Raw genomic sequence first — 21,279 nt, forward strand, 5'->3', positions numbered from 1 at the left:
ACTATTAAAATTTGAAGTTGCTCGCTGTGTACGAATAAAAAAACGCAACCCATATCGGGTTGCGCTAAATACATTTTGATTTGTAAATGTTAGCCTATGCCATGCTCTTTTCGAATGTTGTACATTTCTTGAATCAACAGATCTCCTGGATCCCGGTTCAACTGCAAATGAATCAACAAGAAATGCAAAGAAATCGCACATACGTTATTTCCGCCTGTGAGTGCCGGAAATCCAGCTTCAAAGACTGGACCGTGGTCTTCCTTCCAAGCAAGACCTGCATGCACCTGCTCCGCAGCAAACTCTTCCGTTACTGCTTTTATACATTCCGGAACGAGTATATTGTCAATTATCTCTTTAGCCTCAGCTTCATTCGTTGCTGGTTTTGGGAGGGGCTTGCCACCCTTCGTCTCCATAAGTTCAACGAAAAATGAAGACATCCATACTGCAGGATCATTGTCCGATTGGAACCTGTTAAGCAACTCATGCAGAAAAAAACCGCAGGAATATCTACTACCCGATTCATCCTTCACATGAAATATAAAAACTGGGCCATAATCATGGAAATTCGAAACCTGTGCCTCAACATCGTTATACTGTATTCTTAAAGCTGCAAGGCCATTATCGTAAACAGCTTTTATAAGCTCCGCCCATTCCTCCTTGGACATCTCTGTTTCCTCGCTATTTACTTCCAAGTCAGTTGTCTCATTGTTTACGTTCATAGTTCCACCTGTCTCCTATCATACTATCATCCTGTAAAGTAGGCTTCATTGCGATCATATCATACGGCAACTCTACTGCAAATCTATTATAGATTACCACAAATGGTTTCAGTCATCCAACAACGATACGGCAGCTCTGTCTTCGTCCTCTTAACAACAAGGGGAACAAATCCTTTGGACTTGTTCCCCTTGTTTTCTGCACCTTGCAATGGTTCAGCGGCTATCTTATAACTATTTTGCAAAGCTATGATTGTCGATTGTCACAATAACATCTAAGCTGGACCAAAACGATCCTTTGGAAATATCGGGATTGAAGAAATAAACAGCATTCTCCACGTTATTTTTACCGTTGAGCGCATCTTTCGCTGCACGAAGTGAGCTTGCATTTGGCTTACTTTTATCTAAGAGTCCATTATGTGCTGGAGGAAACTGCTTGCCTGAATAAATGACGTCGCGTATCGTATCCGGAAACCGCTCATCCTTCACTCTGTTTAATATGACATTCGCTAATCCAAGCTGTCCTTCATAGGATTCATTGCCTGCTTCAACCATCGTAATCTTAGCAAGCAGCATATAATCCGCTTCCGTGAACGGTTTTGCTATTTGATCAACATTTGAAGGAATGATGACCTTGAGCTTTGTTCCCGGCTTGATCTTCGCCTTGCTATCGAGTCCATTCCATTTGAGCAGCTCTGATTTGGTGCTGCCAAACTCCTTGCTGATCTCATCCAAGCCGTACTCTTCTGTTATTACAGCAGGCTGTACTTTTATAAGTTCAATAACGTTTGATTCTGCATTCAATACCACATTAGCATGTAGCATTTCTGACAATTGGCGCAGAGGAGCATACAGCCTATTGTCCTTTAAAAATGGCACTGCATCCAACTTATAACGGGCTTCGTTAAAATATACGACTGGTACTCCATTTCCCAGCACGACTTTATCTTTTAATTCTGTATGTATTGTTACTTCTTCGTTTACATTATCCCAGCTCGACTTCGCACCGAACATATCAGCTATGCGGGCTACCGGAACAAACAATCTTCCTTCTGACACATAAAGCGGATCTGTTATCTTCACTATTTTCCCATTAAATTTTATCGTCCATTCATCCGCAGCAGCTGCATTCCCTGCATGGACACTCGACATAGGTCCGATACAAAGCAGAAACAAACCCAATATCATGGTGATTATAAGACCTCTAATCCGCTTGGCATCCCTGATCATGCGTACCTCCCAGTTAATTAAGTTGGTGTAAAATCCAACGTTCATCTTCTGGGCAAAATTATATCACAGTTTATTGCGACATTAGCATTAACATTTTCACAGAATTAACCACATTCGATACAAAAAAACAAAAAAATGAAAGCACTTACTTCATAATGATACAGGCAGGCGGTATAAAATCAGAAAGCCAAACGCCATTATTAGCTAAATAAAAGCTGCCGCCAAGAGATAATGCAAGCTCGGTGTTAATATGCAGGATGACGAGTTCTCCTCGCCTTTTTCCTGCAAGTGTTGCAAAATCAAGCGATTCTGAAAGATGAACATATTGTCTTCCCATTGGCTTTAAACCTTCGGCTAAAATAATATTCGAAACCTTAGTGTTCGTACCATGAAACAATAGGGCAGGGGGCTTCGCCTCTTTATAAGTTATTCTTTCAACGCTGTGCCCATAGTTTGCACGAATAAAGGCACCAACAATTTCATATCGCTGCTTCTTACAATGGCGGACGACTTGCTCAATAGCACTATTTTGAATGCTGCTCCATCTTGCTTCATTCCGAATGGAAGAAACGAAATCATCCAGTTTACAAAATCCCTCTTGGTCTAATGTAATGCCAAAAGCATCAGGAGAATGTCTTAAAATTTTACTCATGAACTTACTTAGAGATTCTTCTTGTTTTTCCGTTAACATTTTGTTATCCCTCCTTTTTTCGGAAATTTATGTTATTGGGACGTGCCCGTCTCACAAATGGAAAGTGCTTGCCGAATTGTCTCTGCAACAATATCCTCCGCAGTTTGGCCAGAAGTAAGCATCCTCGTTCCTTGACCAGCCCATAGGGACATATATTCTGAATTGTTTTGGCTGCTTGCAGCGTTTCTTATATCACGAGTCACGGTGTTTTGAGTAGGAAACGGAAGGGGCTCGATCCCGTTCTCTTCCCATTGCTTAACAAATGAATTACGTATGCCTCTAGCTGGTCGACCCGAGAAAGCTTTCGTAATAACTGTGCTCTCCTCTGTACTTTTCAGCAGAGCCTGCTTATAAACCTCATGCGCACCAGATTCTATCGCTGTAAGAAATCGCGTCCCCATTTGGACACCCTGTGCTCCTAAAATAAGAGACGCTACTAATCCTCGTCCATCCATAATGCCGCCCGCAGCAATGACTGGAATACTCACTCGATCTACAATTTGCGGTACCAAAGCAAATGTTCCTATATTTGCACCCAGCTGATGTTCGGTTATATCAAATGTTCCTCGATGTCCGCCCGCTTCGCTGCCTTGGGCAACTATCGCATCGCAGCCTGCTTGCTCCGCCAGAAGCGCTTCGTTCACCGTAGTTACCATCGCAACAACAAGAAGATTAGCCTCTTTAGCTTGCCGCAAGAAAGGCTCCGGAAGAATACCGAATGCTGTGCTGATGACAGGAACCTTCTCTTCGAGCAAAACAGCCATTTGTTGGTCAAAACGATCGGGAGTCGTCACATGTTCCGCACTCGCATGAGAAATTCCAAGCACATTCCGAACAAGATTTAACTCTCGCTGAACTTCTCCAATTCGAGTATTGTGATCCGAAGTTTGCATCGCAAATAGATTAACTGCAAAAGGCTTATCTGTCAGCTTGCGGATTTCATTAATCGTTTCTCGAATGGCAGCCGGCTCCATATATGCAGCACCAAGCGTTCCTAGTCCACCTGCATTCGATACTGCTGCTACCAATTTTGCAGTCGATGGCCCGCCAGCCATTCCAGCTAAAAAAAGCGGATAACGAATATTAAACAGTTGGCAAAGCTCAGTATGTAGATTTATATTCATGTTTTCTTCTCCAATTTGTTATGATTTATCGAATCATTAGAGTCAACCCATTTATTATTCTTATTCTCTTAAATTGTACACTTTTTATGATCTTAGATCGATTTTATCATATAAAAAAAACGCAGCCCAATCAGGCTGCGTTAAATCCTATCTTCGTTATTTATTCTAAGCCATGCTCATTCCGAATGTCATACAATCCTTGAATCAGCAGCTCCCCTGGATCCCGATTCAACTGCAAATGTGTTAGCAATAGATGCAAAGAAACAGCACATACGTTATTTCCATCTATGATTGCTGGAAAACCCACTTCAAAAATCGGACCGTGGTCTTCCTTCCAAGCCAGCCCCGCATGTACCGGTTCCGGAGCAAACTCTTCTGTTACAGCTTTTATACATTGCGGTACGAGTACTTTGTCTATGATCTCTTTAGCCTCATCTTCATTCGTAGCCGGTTTAGGAAGAGGCTTGCCACCTTCTGTCTCCATAAGATCGACGAAAAAAGAAGCCAACCATACGGCTGGATCATTATCCGATTGGAATCTAGCAATTAACTCACGCAGAAAAAATCCACACGAATAAACACTGCCCGATTCATCCTTCACATTAAATACAAAAACCGGGCCGTAATCTACGAAATTTGATACCTGTGCTTCAACCTCGTTAAAATGCATTTTTAAAGCTACAAGGCCATTATGGTGAACAGCCTTTATAAGCTCAGCCCATTTCTCCTCGGACATCGCAGCTTCCTTATTATTTACTTCCTCGTTAGTTGTCTCATTATTCGTTGTCATAGTCTCACCTGTCTCCTATCCTACTATCATCTCGTAAATCAGGCTATATTTAGCTATCTCGTAGGGTAACTCTTCTTGAATACGATTATAGAATGCCACAAATGCTACATCTATTATTATAGGCATGTGTCAATCAGACTAGCAAACACTAGACGATAGCAAATAGAGGATATTCAGCGGATTACTACAGAGGGAATGATGCAATTTTTAATCAGAGGCCATATATCACGAGGTTTGCTGACGATCTCGGAAGCTATGGAAACTATCAAATCCTTGGCCGGAATGCAAACAATAGCATTGCCTCCATCACCCATTGCCATATATGCATAATTCCCATCCTCTTCATGCAGCCACCACAAATAACCGTATTTGTTCGCATTCATTGCGATCGACTCATCATGCCACGTTTTGGAGATGAACTGTTTATCCTCCCAAATACCGTCATTTAAATATAGAAATCCAAAACGCGCCATGTCTCTGAGCGTTAGACAAAGTCCCCAACCCCCTGTCGAATTTCCGTTAGGGTCATGAATCCATCCTTTTAGGTTTTTCCCAAATACATCTTCGATACCAAACGATTTCATTTGGCGATCAGCAATGGTTTTCATCCCAATTGGCCCAAACAACTGCTCATTTGCAAACTCACGAGCGCTTTTACCTGTCGTGCGTGTCAAAATAACCGACAGCAGATGTGCACCCGCAGTACAATACTGAAACTCGCCTATTCGCCCTTTTTGTCCTAATAGGTCAAGCGTATATTTGGTCCAGTCCTTTTGCCTCCGCAGTCTGTCCAGCGGCTCCCGCACTCCCCCTCCTGGTTTCCATGTAAAAGGAAATGGCGCCGTCATCGTGAGAAGCTGCCGGATCGTTACCGCCCGTTTCTGAATGTCGCTGRCATCGGAAACATATTCGGGAAAGAAATCCAGTATCTTTTCGTCTACACTTTTGATAAATCCTTTGTCTATAGCGATGCCGATGAGGGCAGATATCACGCTTTTCGTTACCGAAGCTACATGATGGGTATCACTAGCGATAAAGCTGTTTTCATACTTTTCAAATGCGATATAACCCTTATGCACAACAACAATACCATTTAGATTGTTATATTGGGTTTTAATTAAATGATTAAGTTCGGAAAACTTCTCCGTGTCCATGCCAAGAGCTGCTGGCTCCCTCGTCCGCCACTCTGTTGTTGGCCAGTAATCTCTTTGCATTATAGATACCTCCCGGTTAAGGACTTTGGATTTCCTTTCAGCACATCGGGTGAACCTTCTGCAATAATATAACCTCCTTCTGGGCCGCCGCCAGGTCCAAGTTCTATCATCCAGTCGCAGGAAGCGAGAACAGCCGGGTTATGTTCAATGACGATTACTGAATTCCCATTTGCTATAAGCTCGTCTAACAATTCAATGAGCTTTGCGGTATCATACAGACTAAGACCAGTGGTAGGCTCATCCAGTATATACAGGGTATTCCCTTTCCGTCTTCGGCCAATCTCTTTAGCGAGTTTTATTCTTTGCGCTTCACCGCCGCTTAAAGTGGGAGTGGGCTGACCCAGTTTTAAGTATCCGAGCCCCATTCGATCCATTACTTTCAAAGCTGTCACAATCACCTTGTTACCTTCAAAGAAAACAACCGCTTCCGAGACGCTCAGTTCTAAGATGTCAAAAATATTTTTACCTTTGTATTCGACCGATAACGTGTCATGGTTAAACCTTTTCCCATAGCATGCTGTGCATGGTTTTTCTATTTTCAAATTGCCGCCCAGCCAGATTGCCGTATGTCCACTGCCGCAGCATTCCGAACAAGCACCTTTCGAGTTGAATGAGAAGTGGCCTGAAATAAAATTCTGATTCACGGCTGCCGGCTGTTTGGCAAACAGGCTGCGAATTTTATCCCAAATGCCTATATAAGATGCAGGATTGGAGCTCGAGCTCCTGCCTATAGGTGCCTGTGATATTTCGGCATAGCCACAAATATGCTCCAAGCCCTCCAGCCTATCCGCAACCATTTGAGTCATCAAGGCTTCTACCTCATTACCCATTTCGGTTTCTTCGTTGCCTTCCTGCTTATTACGAAAATGGTTTTTCAGGAGAGGGAGCAGCGTATTTGAAATCAGCGAGCTTTTACCGCTTCCCGACATACCTGCAATCCCGACCATTACACCTAAAGGAATAGCAGCTGTCACATTCTTGAGGTTGTTCGTTTTGGCATGTCGAATGGTTAGAACAGGTACCGTTTCAATACACGGATGTTTAGTTCTGGACGGCATGGTCATTTTGCCTGAAAGATATTGGCCAGTGATAGACTCCTTGCACTGGAGCAATCCTTCTAAATCACCCTCATATATAACCTCTCCACCTTCAATACCCGCCATGGGTCCTATGTCAATAATGTGCTCCGCTATTTTGATTGCATTACTATGGTGCTCTACAACAATCACCGTGTTGCCCAGGTCTTTGAGTTCTTGTATAAATTTTAAAACATCCAATTTTTCAAACTCATGCAGTCCTGCAGTAGGTTCGTCGAGAACATAGATCATCGAATCCATTTTTGCATCCAAATGTGAATGCAGAAATAATCGCTGTATTTCTCGACCACTCAAAGTTGGCATTTCTCTGTAAAGAGAAAGATGACCGAGACGTGCTTTAATCAAGTTATTCGTTTTAAGCAATATTTCTTGCAGCAAGTTTTTACCCATCATCGTGAACGTGTTTTGCTGGCGTAAATCTTCAAGTACTTCATTCACTTCTGAGATTGTCATCCGCCCAAGTTGACCAATATGCTTGCCATTTAACAGCACTTCTCGTGCCTCTTCACCCACTCTAAATCCATAGCAATCGGAACATACAATATTAGCATACACACCATTTAACGGTTCTCCTCTATGAAGGCGAGTATGAAATATGTTCGTTAAACAGGCGCTGCGTTTTTCAGAATTGCCGTTTGCATAATGCCCATAGATGATTTCTCCCCTTACTTCTTCTGGTAGCTGTAAGAAAGGAATAGCTAAATATGAATGGAACTTCCTTTGAAATAATCGCAAATAACCAGGAGTTAAGCCGACTCCATCAAGAACCTGCTCCAAAGTCATTCGACTATCTGATACAAGCTTTTCTAGGTCAACTTCAAAACACGATCCTCGCCCAGAGCACTTGATACACATTCCATGTGGAGAAAGGTTGGAAAAATAACTTGGCGACAATCGCTCCTCGCTATTCCCGCATTCTAAGCAGAATAGGTTGTCATTCACAGCTGTTCCGCAGGTGGAGCAACGGATTGACCCTTCTCCAGCATAGAGCAGTGCCAACCTATTCATAATATTGGTCTTTGAGCCTACGGTTGAGCGCGTGTTGCTTTGACGGATCGTATTTTGCTGCACTGCTATGGCTGGGCTTAAACCTTGTATACTGTCGAATTTGTCTTCATTATCAAGCCCAGCAACAATACCTAAGGATTGCAAGTATTGCTTGCGTCCTTCCTCAAAAATAATATCGAACACAAGGCTGGATTTGCCTGATCCGCTGACGCCAGTTGCTGCCACCAGCTTGTTTTTTGGAATTGAAATGTCTATGTTCTTGAGGTTATGCACTCGTGCCCCTTTTATCGTTATGGTTTTCTGCTCCATTTCATCGCCCCTTATTCTAGATTTGACTATGCAAGAGGTCCTACCGGCAAATAAATATCTACGACATGTTTTGTTTGTGGGTTTGAGTCTGGTTCGCTGACATATACTTCAAAACTTGAGGTGTCACGAGGAAGATAACCGCTTTGGGGCAGCCATTCGCCGCATAAATAGTCCCAAGCCTCACTATACTCATTTTGGTATATTTCAAAATGACCTACAGCGTATTTGCCGGAAGGTATAATCATGATTCCGACATCACTATCCCCTTTTTCGATGAATTGGGCAGCGCTGCTAGGGATTGTCACACAAAGGCTGGTTCTTCTATGATGATCCTCTGTAATTTCCGGATGATCATGATAGATCGTCAACACTTTTATGCTGCTCGAATCGATGAAGTTCCATTTGCTTAAATAAGCGAACAGCTGTCGCAGGAGTGATTCAAAAACAAGCTTTAATTGTCCATAGCTGCCAAGATGTCTCACATAGGCAACATTCATCTCGCCAATCGTCTCAATGGTTACCTTTCCTTTTACCTTATTTTCATCATCCTTTTTTGTCATTTTCAGCGTACTTTCATGATAAGGAGATATTTTTATCAAGTCTTTGCAATTCTTGCGATATTGATTTCTATAATAGCTCGGGCTTACACCATAATAATTTTTAAACGCCCGTGAAAAAATCGAAGTATCCGTAAAACCAAATCGATATGCTATTGCCGTAACTGTCATATCTGGCCGATGAATGAGAAAATTTAGTGCTTTCTCCAGCTTCACTCGGTTTACGTATTGCAGCAATGATTCATTCACGATCCCTTTAAAAATTTTATGAAAGTGATACTTTGAAAACCCGGCAATGGAAGCAAGCTCATCTAGTGAAAGAGAATCACATACATTTGCTTCTATATAATCCTGCACTTTATGAATGCGACGCAAATACTCTTTTTTACTTTGAGATATTGTCATATATGATCCCTCCGCACCTTCAGGAGCAACATTACTCCATTACAGAATACAGAATAACATATGTTAAAATATGTTTTTCCAAAAACGAATTGAATAATGTATTACATTTGTGTATTGTTCTGGCATCTGATGAAGTTTAGAATGAATAAAACTTCAAGAGAAGCGAGTGAGGACTAAAATGAAAATGTGGATTGAAAAATGGAAACACCTTTTAGGCATTCTTTCCATTCCTCTTCAGGGGTTTATTTATATGGGGATTGCCAGCAATATTGGACCAGACATTATTTTGGATTATTTTTGGATAGATACTTTAATTCCTTTTGTAAAATGGTTTATCTTCCCTTATATAAGCTGGATGCCCGTTTTATATCTAAGCTTTTTGTATCTAGCTATTAAACATCGCCGTATTTATTGGCGTACTCTATTGATCTATAATATTTCCGTCATGGCGTGCAATGTTGTTTTCTGGTTTTTTGCTACCCTTGTACCTCGGCCCGATGTTGATGGCGCTGACTTGGCGAGCAGGCTTGTTAATTTTATTTACGAGTCTGACGCACCCTTTAACTGTTTTCCAAGTGTCCACTGCTTAACGAGTTATTTGCTATTCATAACTTTGAAACGTGAATTAGTTGTCAAACTGTCTGTTAGAGTCTTTATGTACATTTTGTTGTGGCTTATTATCATTTCCACTGTCTTCACCAAGCAGCATGCACTCATTGATGTATTTGGGGGAATTCTCTTCGCTGAAGTGACATACCAGATTGTCCATTATATCTCATCTCGAAATCAGCGGCGTGACAAGCTGGCTACTACAAGTATGTAGCGATGGACTTATGATCATTACAAAGGGCTGGAAAGTAGAGGTAACAAAAGGGAGGACCATCTCAGAAATCAGAAGTGGTCTTAACTGGAAGACTTACATAATGGGGAGTGGGTTTCCTGCAAACTTGCTTCCTCCAAAAAAGACCGTTCCCCTATTATGTATAGGAAAACGGCCGTCGCTTAATTTACTACTTCTTCCCGTTCTCCCCAAGTCGTCACTCTGACGCTAACTAGAGGCTTCGGATCGCCTTCGAATTTACAACTGAATGATAGCGTCTGTCCACCCGTTCTTACGATTGGCGCATCGGCGGAAGCATGAATGGTTCTTAGCAGATTCCAGTTCTGATCGTAAACTTTACCGATTCTGTCACCTTCACAAACGAGATATTGATTCACGAAAATTTCTGTATCAAACGTCATATAAACACCGTTCGTATAAAAAGTTGGACGTTTAATCGAAGCATCATCGTTACCATATGAAGGAATGACACGCAGCGTAAATTTAAGCGGTTGATCCGCATATCGGTTGAAGTACGTCCAATCTGCTCCCCCTGGCTGACCTGGCTGCAGCTCCGCCGGGTTGCAAACGAGCGGTTTTGAGATATGGACAGGGTATAAATTCCACTTCCCTTCACCTGAAGCTTCCAAATGCCAGTCGCTTTTCGGGTCCTTCAACCGTTCCCGTTGTTCGGATGTGAAGGCGCCGGCTTGTCTTGCTGTCTCCCACTCGCGCACGGATGTGAATACCGACTCGATGTTACCGTTTCGCCCAAGCACCTGCATATCGGCAAYTAAAGCAAAACCAGCGTTGAAACCTGCCGCTTTCGATAATACCCACTCTATTTCATCAGGTGACGTCGCTTCGAACTGATCGGAAGCAGAACGAACAAGAAACCATCCAAGCATTGACGGAATGAAGTTACGGGCAAAATACCGCTGGTTGGTAAGCCGCCATTCAAGCTGCCCTTCACGTGTTGCAGCACCCCAAGGCTCGCCCCAGTTGAACCTTGTGAATACATGCCACAAATAGTTCGGAACGACAATGCTAGCATCGTTAATAACTTCTTCTCCCCAGCCGTCATAACACATTTTCACAAAACGATTCACTCCGTACCCGTCATGACCTGTTGCATAGCAGCCTTCCAAACCATCAAATGATATTTGCTTCAAGCCCGTTTTCATAAATAGATCGTTGATGCGAACGCAATATTCGTCCTGCAGCTCAATGTTCGGGAAAAATACATCGTAAGGGTGATCCCATAGTCGACCTATAATCGTACCACTTTCATGCGTCGCGATGGTTGTTCCATTTGCTCCACGCTTAACGCCTGTCAGCTTCCAAGGCGCACTTTCTGTAACTCCATCATATTCTATTTGTTCACTTCCGATTTGTGCTGTATGCCGGAACAAATGTAGTTGAAACGGCGCGGGATCATCAACCTCGATACAATCTGCTTCTAAGTCAACCGTTGCAACTAATCGCGACATGCCTGCCATTTGCAGCCTTTCATCCGGCACTGGCGTTACATAGGAATCATTTAATGTCGTAAAGTTGGATAGTGTATGCACGCCGACATGAACACCCTCACCTTCTGCCATTGCCACAGAAGACTTTAAACCCTCATCCCCATTCGGGAAGCTTTTTGGCTTCAGAGTGAAATGTCCCCAATTGATGAATGGATCGGGATGATACACGTATTTGAGACCAGCCATTTTTGTAAAACGTACAGCTTCGGACATTGTAGATTCGGAGAAATCCGTAATCAGGTAGGATTGGTTTGCCATAGGCGATATTTTACCCCAGACCCCTTCGATCATAGGATGAGGCAGCCCTTCTCCAATCTCAATCGCTTCAATCGTCTCAAACACATGCTGTAACTCACAACCGAACAAAGCAATACTTGTTCCAACGATTGATGCGTCGTCCCCACTTATGGGCGCTACTTGAACAAGCGGTAAGTTCCATGCCGGACGACGAAAGCTCTTCAACCGATTTCTGGCAAATGCCTGCAGCAGGCTTCCTTCGCTTGTCGGCCATGCTGCGCAAACATCATACTCGAATTTACTATCGGATATTTGCGGACTGTCAGGATCCGGCTTTACGTTCCCGTTGTCCGAATAACTTTGCTGCACATTTTCCAATCGATCGAGCTCGATCGGCCACCCCCCGACAGTCTTGATGTTCAATGCCTGAAGGCCGATCGCGAATTGTCCATTATGAACGACACCAACCGATTCACCGATCGAACCGGCAACCGTTGTCATATACGGTCCCCATATGACCCCATCCACATCGGCGCCTTCAATACGCTGAATCTCAAATGTCGCATACTGCGATTCTTCTACAATTAATACATCGACCACAGCACCGGTATCTGCAAATTCAAATGTTATTAGCCCCAGTACCGCGTTCAAGGATGCCTTCGAAGGCACCTCCATTCGACCATCGATGACAATGCGAATAAGCACAGTAGTTTGTGTCATTGATGCATATGCATGATCTCTGCTATCGTTCATAGCTGTAATTTGACCTTTTTCGTTCAACTGCAACTTTAAGGCTCCAGCGTTTATGGTATACATAGTTCTCCTATCTCCCTGCTGCATAATTTTTCATTTAAGCGCATCCTTAGATCGATAACTAGCTTTTCAAAATGATTATGATTTTAAATTGTCGTCATATACTTGTTGCGCTTCGTTTAACACATCATCGCCGCCCATCTTTTTCCATTCAGCTACAAAACTATCGAATTCGCTCAGCGGTTTGCGACCCGTAATAAAATCTATAAAATTTTGCAGTGTATACTGTTTCAACTTATCTTGCGTTTCATTGTAGATGGGCTTGTTGAATGGTGCTAGAATATCAATATTTCTCGTTCCCTTGGCACGTGTATCCTTCGCAAGCTGACGCAGACTTTCTTCAGATGTATATGACGTTTGAAATTCGTAGTCATTGAACGAGCCTGCCATCGAGTAACCGCCAAGCCCTATTTTTTTGCGTTCTTTCTCGTCTGTATATGGAGCGATGAATTCAACCGTTCCTTTGTCACTCTTATTCCAATGGACACCTTTCTCTCCAAAGTTCATTTTTTCATAAATTTCCGGATCAAATTGGCTAGCTTCGAAAATTTGCATGTATTTAATCATTTTTTCCTGGTCTTTTTCTAAATGCTTACCGAACATAACACCCGATGCAAAGGCTGGGTTGTACTGTGATATGCCGTATTTCCCATCGGGTCCCTTAATTCCGCCTTCAATAGCAAAATTAAAGCCCGGGTACTTCTTAGCCAGCTTGTCATACCACTGTTCTCCACCAAGGAATGCGTTGCCCGGCAAGAACGCCCACCAATAATATTCAATCGCTCCTATTTTGTCCGTAAGCACTTTGTCTTCAACATTATTACCTTTATTAACGACAAATTCGGGATCAATCAATTCATTTTTATACCAACGGTTCAGAACTTCAAGCGCTTGCTTCGCGCCTGGTTCAATTTCTCCACGGACGATTACTCCATCTTTCTCACGGAATATATTAGGATAAGCATCATATGCGCCAAACACGGAGCTGAAAATAGATTCGATATTTTCACCTGCTGCAGTGATGCCATACGTATCTTTTTTACCATTGCCGTCAGGATCCTCGTTCCGGAATTTCGTCAATGCAGCTTCCATCTCATCAAGCGTTTCCGGTGTTTTTGTTATGCCTACTTTTTTCAACCAATCTTCACGAAAACCAAGCTGTATACCATCGATACCAATATCCCAGATGACCGGTAATCCATAGATTTTTCCATCTCTTCTTATATACTTAAATGGATCTTCCCCAAGGTAACGTTTTAGCCACTCCGTATATTTCGGCATATTTTGTTCAATTAATTGTTGCGGAATTTCAGCGGCAACATCCTGTTGGAGAAATTTATCGTAATCCGTAAACGATGGCTCTTTCCACCAATCTGGAATTTCCCCAGAGGATATGAGAAGGTTCAGTTTTTCTTTCATCGCTTCCCTGGTTGATGCAATACTTTCCAAATCGACGTTGTACTTCTCTTTCAGTGCATTTAATCCGACAGAGTCTGTCGTTTGATTCTCATCTAAATTCCAAAACATCAATTTCATTTTTTTATTCGTAGCTTCTCCATTAACTGCCGATTGTTTATTCCCATTATCAGTCTGATTACCCGAGGAATCATTTTTGCCGCATCCCGCCATGATCGACATCAGCAAGACTGTGGATAGCCCTCCTAGCAATATACGCTTTTTCATCATTTCAACCAGCCCTCTCTGTTTATGAAATATTATCTATTAGGGGGTTTACCCTTTAATAGCACCAATCATAACGCCTTTGACAAAATACTTTTGGATAAATGGATAAACGACCAGCATTGGAATGATCGAGAACATGACAACCGTGGCTTGCAGCTGTCGTCCCGAAAACTCTGTTGTTTTACCGATATTTTGAATGACGCTGTTAATATCCGCCATGTTGTTCTGGATAATAATTTTGCGTAAAACAATCTGCAGTACTTGCTTATTCGGATCTGAAATGTAGATCATGCTGTCAAACCATGCATTCCAGTGGCCCACACCTACCCATAAAGCAATCGTAGCTAGCACTGGCTTCGATAATGGTATGACGATCTGAGTAAAAATCCGCAAGTATCCTGCACCATCCACACGTGCCGACTCTTCCAGTTCTTCCGGAATCGAACGAAAAAAATTTCGCATAATCAACACGTTAAACGCACCAATCATACCTGGAATAACAAGCGACCAAATCGTATCAAGCATATTCAGTTCCTTAATAAGCAGATACGAAGGAATCGTCCCCCCAGCAAACAACATCGTGAACAAAATCATGCTTGTAAACGATCGGTTGAAGGGAAGGTCTTTTTTTGCTAATGGATAGGCGGTTATGGCTGTGAAAAATATAGATAATATAACACCCAGCGCGGTTCGAATAATCGTATTCCAGTATCCCGTCCATAGCGCATCGAACTTAAAGGCCAGCTTGTAGCTCTCGAACGTGAGCTGTGTCGGCAACCATATGAAGCCTGATGAATAAGCAGCACTGTCTGCTCCTGCGCCATCTAAAGAAATCACGACCTGCGTCCAAAAGGGATACAATGTGATAAAGATAATACCTGCCAGAATGAGATACAAAAAGACGTCGACTATTTTGTCTGCCGTTGATTTTTTTATGTTAATCATCGTTCTCGCTCCCTCGTCTAATTAAGAAAATTACCATATGGCATGCTCCTTGCCGCCGATCCATTTCACTATCTTATTTACGATAACGATCAGGATCAAAGCAACCACGGATTTGAACAATCCAACGGCCGTCGCGTAGCTATAGTTCATCTCAATTAAACCTTTACGATACACATAAGTATCGATTATGTCTGAAACGTTATACACTTTGACATTATACATATTGAATATTTGATCAAAACCCGCATCCAAAATACCGGACATTGATAGAATAAGCATAATGGCTATAACGGGCGCAAGCATCGGTATCGATATATAAACCATCCGTTTAAACCGGCCAGCTCCATCGAGTACAGCAGCTTCGTACAACTGCGGATCGATACTCGAAATGGCTGCGAAATAGATAATTGAACCCCATCCGAAGCCTTGAAAAATACTCGTCGCCACAAGTATGGTGCGGAAGTAACGATCATCCGCCAAGAATAACATCGGATCGCCGCCTAATAGTTTTACAATGCCATTGATAGGACCGTCCAAAGAAAACAACGTAAAAAATATCCCAGCCATGACAACCCATGATATAAAATGAGGTAAATAGGATACAGTCTGAGCTAACCTCTTGAATTTCATATTTGAAATTTCACTCAATAACAATGCAAAAATGATGGGTACCGGGAAACCAAACACCAGCTTGCTTAAACTGATAATTAGTGTATTTTTCAACACAGTGTAGAAATATGTGTCGTTCATGATCTTTTCGAAATGATGAAGTCCAGCCCATGGACTTCCGATGATGCCCTGTGTAATTTTAAAATCTTTGAATGCCAACAATACGCCGTACATGGGGAGATAATGAAATAGAATGTAATAGACAACTGCCGGAATCATCATAATCAGCAGCACACGGTATTGTTTATATTTTTTTATCTTCTCCCTCCTCAGCACCTGTTTCGTGCTAATTGCCCTAATCGTATCGCTCATTGCTTTATTCCCTCCTTTTTGTAAGCGGTTCCATTGTGCTAAAGAGAATATAACATAGGAAACTTATTTAATAATTATCAAATATTTTAGAAATGATGCAGTTTATTACGGAGTTAAAAAAACCCGTCCGGCTAGCCGGCGGGCGAAGTTGAATTTGGGAGAATAAGTTGTTTATACTGTGGAACTATACAAGCTTTGTGGAATAACGATGGTCATAACTGTACCATAGCCAAGTCGACTTTGGATGGAGATGCCGTATTTAGTGCCGAACCGCAGTTGCAGACGCTCGTTGACATTTTTGAGGCCATATCCTGTCGATTGCATCGTAAGTATCGTATCGATCGTCTCCTTCTCCATACCTGGACCGTTGTCTTCAATCGCGAAATTGACCGTCCCTTTACCAAGCCAGGCACTAACATACAGTAGACCCTTTCCATTATTTTTCTGTTTGATACCATGCTTGATCGCATTTTCTGCGAGCGGTTGAAGAATTAAATTTATTGTTGAATACTCGTTAACCTCCTCATCGATCTTATAAACCACATCGAAGCTATAATCACCCATAACCTGAATAATCTCAATATAGGATTTGATATTCTCTAATTCGTTACGCACAGTAATAATATTATTGCCTTGATTAAGAGCCGTTCGATAAAATTTCGACATAGATGTAACGACATGACTAATTTCCGGCGCATCGTTTTTGAGCGCTTTCCAATTGATGAATGAGAGCGTATTGTATAGAAAGTGAGGATTGATTTGCGATTGCAGCGCTTTCAGCTCGGCCTCTTTCTGAATGATTTTACTTCGATAGGTTTCATCGATCTGTTCATTAAGCCGATTAAGCATCTTGCCGAACCGATTGGTCAGTTCGCCGATTTCATCCCTGGCCTCACTTTGAACCTGTAGATCCAATTCTCCCCATTCGACCCGCTTCATTATCGCATTAAGTGAGAATATCCGTTTGATAAATGTTTTGGAAAAGATCGAAATAATGATCAGCAAGCTGACAATACAAGCAAGGATCACGATTAGCGTCGCATTAATGATTGAACCTGCGTTATGGGACACAAGCGCTGCGGGTACGAAACAATAGACCGTCCAATTAGCCTGCACGATCTTCTTCTTGACAAGAAACATTTCCGTTTGACCGATGCGTACCGTCCCCTCATTCATTTTCGTCATTTCTTTGAAGTCAAAGGCAATCAACTTTGCACTTTGATTCGCATATACGATCCGGTTATTGCCATCAGAAATAATGACAGCATACTCCTGATCGAGATCGGTAATGTTTTTGAAGAAACTGTTCTCATTAATTCGCATATAGACCATATTCGTATTGGGCTCTTTGAGAGTTTTTGGGAATTTATGAATGACAAACAGTTCGTTATCCTCATATTTCCATAGCGGTTCTATCCCCTTCATAGCTTCGTTGTACCATGGCTTCTCATTAACCCGTTTATATGAGACTACTGAATCGCCGAATTCTGGAACAGAGCTTTGCGTGTAAAAGGTAATTTTCTCAATGTCCTTGTCAAGGTTCATCATCATGATAAAATACGGATCCAAGAAATCTTTCAAATCCCGTGAAAGATTGACTAAGTCGATATAATCGTTGGCTACAATCTTCTGAAACATCTTCGTGAATAYGATCGATCGAATCGCATGATTGTAGCGTTCAACCGAATTGTCAATATTCTGAGTAACGGTATTCACATTCTTATCAATCCCTTGCAGTGCCTGCAATTTGAGCATGTCCTTTGATTGATTGTAGGCGTATATGCCAAGCACCATAATAGGAATGATAATAACGATTAAATAAGAAAGAAATAGTTTTTGATTAAACCGTAAACGATTGAATAATCCATAGATCAGCCGTTTCATCGTTTATGCCTCTTCTCTGCATTTAGAAGGCGTTCGACCAAAATGATTTTTGAATAACGAGCTGAAGTAGGAAAAGTTGCTATAACCAACATCCTGGCCGATATCGATAATTTTACGATTGGTTGTTATAAGCAGTTCCTTTGCCTTTTCCATTCGGTGCACGGTCATGAACTTATTAAGACTTATCCCTTTCTGTTTCTTGAATAGATGGCTCAAATAACTAGGAGATAAATAAACCCGCTCCGACAATAATTCCAATGACAAGTCAGCCTGATATTCGTTCTCGATTATTCGGACGACTTCATCGATCGCTTTGGAGGTCGCTTCCAAATTCGTTTCGCAGAAAGACTCGTTTTCCTTTAGAATACTCAGTACTACTTTACGCAAATCGCTCAACTTTACCGTTTTATAGATGTCCTCCAAACTATGCTTGAATCTATCGTTATTCTTTTTTATAGAGGCATTGAATGCAGCTTTGACAATTTCGGTGCACACATATTTTACATAGATAACCGTTAAATGCTCACTGTTTTGTAGAGCATCAAACAGTTGCTCGACATACAGTTGCGCGATATCATATCGGTTGTGCTGAATATTTTGCGTCAATTGCGTTAACACATCATTTACTACTGCTGTCATATCGCCCTGAGCAAATGATGTGCGGTTTGCCAGCATCACCGTACCCTCATCGAAAAAGAACTTGTTTTCCAGCATCGTTTCCATTTCGTGAAATTGTTTGTGGAGCTGCTTCACATCATCCATCAATCCACTGATCACAACACAGATATCATTATCGTACATATCCTGGAATATCCGGATCAATTGCTGGCCAAGCTCCGTTATAGCTTCCAGCGACTCGTCGGGGGCTGTTTCCAAGAACAGCAACGCTTGAAACTCATTCAAGTGAATAAAATCGACGTTGCGATGAATGAGTTCGCCCAACTGCTCTTCAATATCGAGATCAAGCCGATCGAAAAAGCGTTTACGAGAATCCAGCATCAGCATCCGCATGTAAGGATACTTATCGAACCTGCCGGCAGGCACCTTCAGATCTCGTTTGTCATCCGTCTCCTCTGCCTTGCTGAGTATAATATCGGTAAGCTGCTTCTGCTTTTCGTATCTGACTTCCTTCAAATAGGCAGCTTCTAGCTTTTCCTGCTGAACCTTCAATTTCAACGCTTCCTCGCAAAGCTGGATGATCTCGGTCATATTTTTAATAAATTCGCTAACCTGCACAGGTTTTAATATATAATGGATTGCCTTCAGATCGATTGCCTTCTGTGCATACTCGAACTCACCATAGGCGCTCATAAACATCGTTTTGATAGACTTACCTAGTTCACGAACCTTCTCTGCTAGCTGTAATCCGTCCATCCCGTTCATCCGGATATCGGTGAGCAGGATGTCTATATCATGGGTTTCGATATACAAGAGAGCGCTTTCACCACTGTCAGCTTCAAAGATCTCCAAATGCAGTCCATATTTATCAACGAGAAACCTAACGCCGTCCCGTTCGAACTTGTCATCATCAACAACAAGCATTTTTAACAAGTACATCACCACATTTCGCCAGAAATATTTTCAACGGAAGTTTACCACTAACATAAGCTATTCATATACCAATACAGTACTATACTTTCCAGTTCATTAACAAACACATCTTTGCCAACCAGATTAGGGTTCAATGTTCTTCGAAAATTTCTCTCATTTTGGAATCGTGCTTTCACCCGCCTTTTAGTTAGATCAAGCATTTAAGCGACTAACAGACGAAGATAAACTCCTGATTCATTCTGACCAAGGCTGGCACTGCTAAATGAAACCGTATCGGCATGCCTTTGAAGAACATGGTATCAAGCAAATGATATCCCCCAATGAACTATCAAAATATATCGATTATTACAATCACAAGAGTATTAAGACAAAATTAATAGGAATGAATCCGGTACTGTACCGGATTCATTCCCAGAAAATCGCCTAATAAAATAATCCGTCTAACTAAATGGGGTCACTTTAATACCTCTACTCAGCTTTTTTAAGCTTCACATGATTAAAGAGTCAGCCTCCGAATAAAGCCAAACAAGCTGACGCCGTTAAAATACCGGAGCCCGCTTCCAGCACATTGCGCTTTTCAATTATATTTTATCTGCGGCCTTGTCTCCTCCCTGCCTATTTATATGTTTTTAGCTGCTTCTAACTCTTTTACAATTTGCGGGAATAACTTATCTAATTTATAGAAGTAGAGAATAACGACCATGAGCGCACTAATGATGATGGGCAAATAAATGTACATGAACAGGATTGAGGAACGAGCGGATTCGCTAATATGCTCCTGACCACCAACATAACCTCCAAATGCGAGCATCCAACCGACTATCGCGGCGCCAAGCCCGCTGCCTGCCTTTAAGCCGAAGCTTCCAGCGCTGTAAACTAAACCTTCTGTTCGCATGCCTGTTTTCCATTCTCCGTAATCTACGGTGTCTGCAAGCATCGCGAACATCGTTGCAGCTAATGGAACCCCGCCAAGTGATTTGATCACCGACGCGATGATTACRATTTTAATGCTAGTTGGATCAATAACCGTAATCGTTGCTCCCAAAATTGTGATGGCTAACCCTAGGAGTGAGGAATTACGTTTACCGAACCTTTTAATAATCGGAGCAACAAACAGCAAGCCAATTAACAATGGGATAAAGGAAATAACACCGAGAATGGACATCAATTCAGCATTACCTAAAATATACTGCGCGTAATAAATGTTAACCGCTGTATTAACCGACGTCATAATAAAGCTTAGAATCATGAAGACCACGAGCAGCGCCCAATACTTATTGCGGAAAAGCGCTTTCAAAGAGCCGCTAAGAGGGACCGTATTTTGGACTACTGCTGGCTTAACTCTCTCTTTCGTCGTACGGAAAGTAATCAAGAACAACACCGCTGCAATCGCACCATAAATAGTAAACGTCATCATCCATCCCTGTTTACCGCCACCGAATGAATTTACGATGGGAACCGTCATGGTCGAGACGAGCACCGCGCCAAAGATAGCCATTAACATACGGAATATGTTAAGCAAAGATCGCTCATAAGGATCTTGTGTAATCAATGAGTTCAACACACCATAAGGAACGTTCGCTCCTGAATAAATAATGTTGAGAATGAGATAGGTCACGTAAGCGTAAATATCTCCAACGCCATACCCAAGCTTCTCCGAAAATGAAAGTTTAGTCTGTTCCATAGTAGCAACCT

16 protein-coding genes are annotated in these 21,279 nt (G+C 42.1%); 1 reads left to right on the forward strand and 15 read right to left on the reverse strand.

All coding sequences use genetic code 11. From position 1 onward, the window contains the following. Positions 1-89: 89 nt before the first annotated feature. The 8 genes from AC1DPK_RS24975 to AC1DPK_RS25010 all read right to left on the reverse strand — a co-directional run bounded on the left by AC1DPK_RS24975 (position 90) and on the right by AC1DPK_RS25010 (position 9,141). Positions 90-719 (reverse strand): hypothetical protein, encoded by a 630-nt coding sequence (locus AC1DPK_RS24975; RefSeq protein ID WP_477511955.1) that lies wholly within the window; start codon positions 717-719, stop codon positions 90-92. A 231-nt stretch (positions 720-950) separates the two neighbouring features. After that, on the reverse strand, positions 951-1,946 hold the full coding sequence (locus AC1DPK_RS24980; protein ID WP_477511956.1) for a cell wall hydrolase: 996 nt from the start codon (positions 1,944-1,946) through the stop codon (positions 951-953). Between the two features lie 145 nt (positions 1,947-2,091). Then, positions 2,092-2,637, reverse strand: coding sequence for an RNA 2'-phosphotransferase (locus tag AC1DPK_RS24985; protein WP_477511957.1), 546 nt, complete (start codon positions 2,635-2,637; stop codon positions 2,092-2,094). 32 nt (positions 2,638-2,669) lie between these two features. Beyond that, positions 2,670-3,761: an NAD(P)H-dependent flavin oxidoreductase gene (locus AC1DPK_RS24990; protein WP_477511958.1), complete on the reverse strand. Its 1,092-nt coding sequence runs from the start codon at positions 3,759-3,761 to the stop codon at positions 2,670-2,672. A 160-nt stretch (positions 3,762-3,921) separates the two neighbouring features. After that, positions 3,922-4,551: a hypothetical protein gene (locus tag AC1DPK_RS24995; RefSeq protein ID WP_477511959.1), complete on the reverse strand. Its 630-nt coding sequence runs from the start codon at positions 4,549-4,551 to the stop codon at positions 3,922-3,924. Between the two features lie 173 nt (positions 4,552-4,724). Beyond that, the gene (locus AC1DPK_RS25000; RefSeq protein ID WP_477511960.1) at positions 4,725-5,765 is read right to left on the reverse strand and encodes a serine hydrolase domain-containing protein; all 1,041 of its coding nucleotides are present in this window, start codon (positions 5,763-5,765) and stop codon (positions 4,725-4,727) included. Continuing rightward, the gene (locus tag AC1DPK_RS25005; RefSeq protein WP_477511961.1) at positions 5,765-8,179 is read right to left on the reverse strand and encodes an excinuclease ABC subunit UvrA; all 2,415 of its coding nucleotides are present in this window, start codon (positions 8,177-8,179) and stop codon (positions 5,765-5,767) included. Before AC1DPK_RS25005 ends, AC1DPK_RS25000 begins: the two co-directional genes overlap by 1 nt. 26 nt (positions 8,180-8,205) lie before the next feature. Continuing rightward, positions 8,206-9,141, reverse strand: a complete 936-nt coding sequence (locus AC1DPK_RS25010; protein ID WP_441880906.1) for an AraC family transcriptional regulator — start codon at positions 9,139-9,141, stop codon at positions 8,206-8,208. A gap of 178 nt (positions 9,142-9,319) precedes the next feature. Between AC1DPK_RS25010 and AC1DPK_RS25015 the strand changes: the two genes are divergently transcribed. Continuing rightward, on the forward strand, positions 9,320-9,964 hold the full coding sequence (locus AC1DPK_RS25015; protein WP_441880905.1) for a phosphatase PAP2 family protein: 645 nt from the start codon (positions 9,320-9,322) through the stop codon (positions 9,962-9,964). A gap of 179 nt (positions 9,965-10,143) precedes the next feature. On the opposite strand, the gene AC1DPK_RS25020 is transcribed toward AC1DPK_RS25015, so the two are convergent. From AC1DPK_RS25020 to AC1DPK_RS25050, 7 genes are all read right to left on the reverse strand, one after another. Then, complete coding sequence (locus AC1DPK_RS25020; RefSeq protein WP_477511962.1) at positions 10,144-12,543, reverse strand: hypothetical protein; 2,400 nt, start codon at positions 12,541-12,543, stop codon at positions 10,144-10,146. A gap of 75 nt (positions 12,544-12,618) precedes the next feature. Then, entirely contained in the window at positions 12,619-14,226 is a 1,608-nt protein-coding gene (locus AC1DPK_RS25025; protein WP_441880903.1) for an extracellular solute-binding protein, read from the reverse strand. 45 nt (positions 14,227-14,271) lie between these two features. Continuing rightward, complete coding sequence (locus tag AC1DPK_RS25030) at positions 14,272-15,168, reverse strand: carbohydrate ABC transporter permease (RefSeq protein ID WP_076271526.1); 897 nt, start codon at positions 15,166-15,168, stop codon at positions 14,272-14,274. A 30-nt stretch (positions 15,169-15,198) separates the two neighbouring features. Next, positions 15,199-16,149: an ABC transporter permease gene (locus AC1DPK_RS25035; protein ID WP_339203897.1), complete on the reverse strand. Its 951-nt coding sequence runs from the start codon at positions 16,147-16,149 to the stop codon at positions 15,199-15,201. A 171-nt stretch (positions 16,150-16,320) separates the two neighbouring features. After that, a complete protein-coding gene (locus AC1DPK_RS25040; protein ID WP_477511963.1) occupies positions 16,321-18,033 on the reverse strand; it encodes a sensor histidine kinase in 1,713 nt (570 codons plus the stop codon). 3 nt (positions 18,034-18,036) lie between these two features. Next, the gene (locus AC1DPK_RS25045) at positions 18,037-19,590 is read right to left on the reverse strand and encodes a response regulator transcription factor (RefSeq protein ID WP_477511964.1); all 1,554 of its coding nucleotides are present in this window, start codon (positions 19,588-19,590) and stop codon (positions 18,037-18,039) included. Positions 19,591-20,203: 613 nt separating this feature from the next. Beyond that, positions 20,204-21,268, reverse strand: a complete 1,065-nt coding sequence (locus AC1DPK_RS25050) for an MFS transporter (protein ID WP_477511965.1) — start codon at positions 21,266-21,268, stop codon at positions 20,204-20,206. Positions 21,269-21,279: the final 11 nt, after the last annotated feature.

It is taken from the genome of Paenibacillus sp. 01T424 (assembly GCF_056398745.1).

Bases quoted from the DNA above. Each gene is read 5' to 3' on its own strand.
- AC1DPK_RS24975 (WP_477511955.1), bottom strand. From the start codon at position 719: ATGAACGTAAACAATGAGACAACTGACTTGGAAGTAAATAGCGAGGAA.
- AC1DPK_RS24980 (WP_477511956.1), bottom strand. From the start codon at position 1,946: ATGATCAGGGATGCCAAGCGGATTAGAGGTCTTATAATCACCATGATA.
- AC1DPK_RS24985 (WP_477511957.1), bottom strand. From the start codon at position 2,637: ATGTTAACGGAAAAACAAGAAGAATCTCTAAGTAAGTTCATGAGTAAA.
- AC1DPK_RS24990 (WP_477511958.1), bottom strand. From the start codon at position 3,761: ATGAATATAAATCTACATACTGAGCTTTGCCAACTGTTTAATATTCGT.
- AC1DPK_RS24995 (WP_477511959.1), bottom strand. From the start codon at position 4,551: ATGACAACGAATAATGAGACAACTAACGAGGAAGTAAATAATAAGGAA.
- AC1DPK_RS25005 (WP_477511961.1), bottom strand. From the start codon at position 8,179: ATGGAGCAGAAAACCATAACGATAAAAGGGGCACGAGTGCATAACCTC.
- AC1DPK_RS25010 (WP_441880906.1), bottom strand. From the start codon at position 9,141: ATGACAATATCTCAAAGTAAAAAAGAGTATTTGCGTCGCATTCATAAA.
- AC1DPK_RS25015 (WP_441880905.1), top strand. From the start codon at position 9,320: ATGAAAATGTGGATTGAAAAATGGAAACACCTTTTAGGCATTCTTTCC.
- AC1DPK_RS25025 (WP_441880903.1), bottom strand. From the start codon at position 14,226: ATGATGAAAAAGCGTATATTGCTAGGAGGGCTATCCACAGTCTTGCTG.
- AC1DPK_RS25030 (WP_076271526.1), bottom strand. From the start codon at position 15,168: ATGATTAACATAAAAAAATCAACGGCAGACAAAATAGTCGACGTCTTT.
- AC1DPK_RS25035 (WP_339203897.1), bottom strand. From the start codon at position 16,149: ATGAGCGATACGATTAGGGCAATTAGCACGAAACAGGTGCTGAGGAGG.
- AC1DPK_RS25045 (WP_477511964.1), bottom strand. From the start codon at position 19,590: ATGTACTTGTTAAAAATGCTTGTTGTTGATGATGACAAGTTCGAACGG.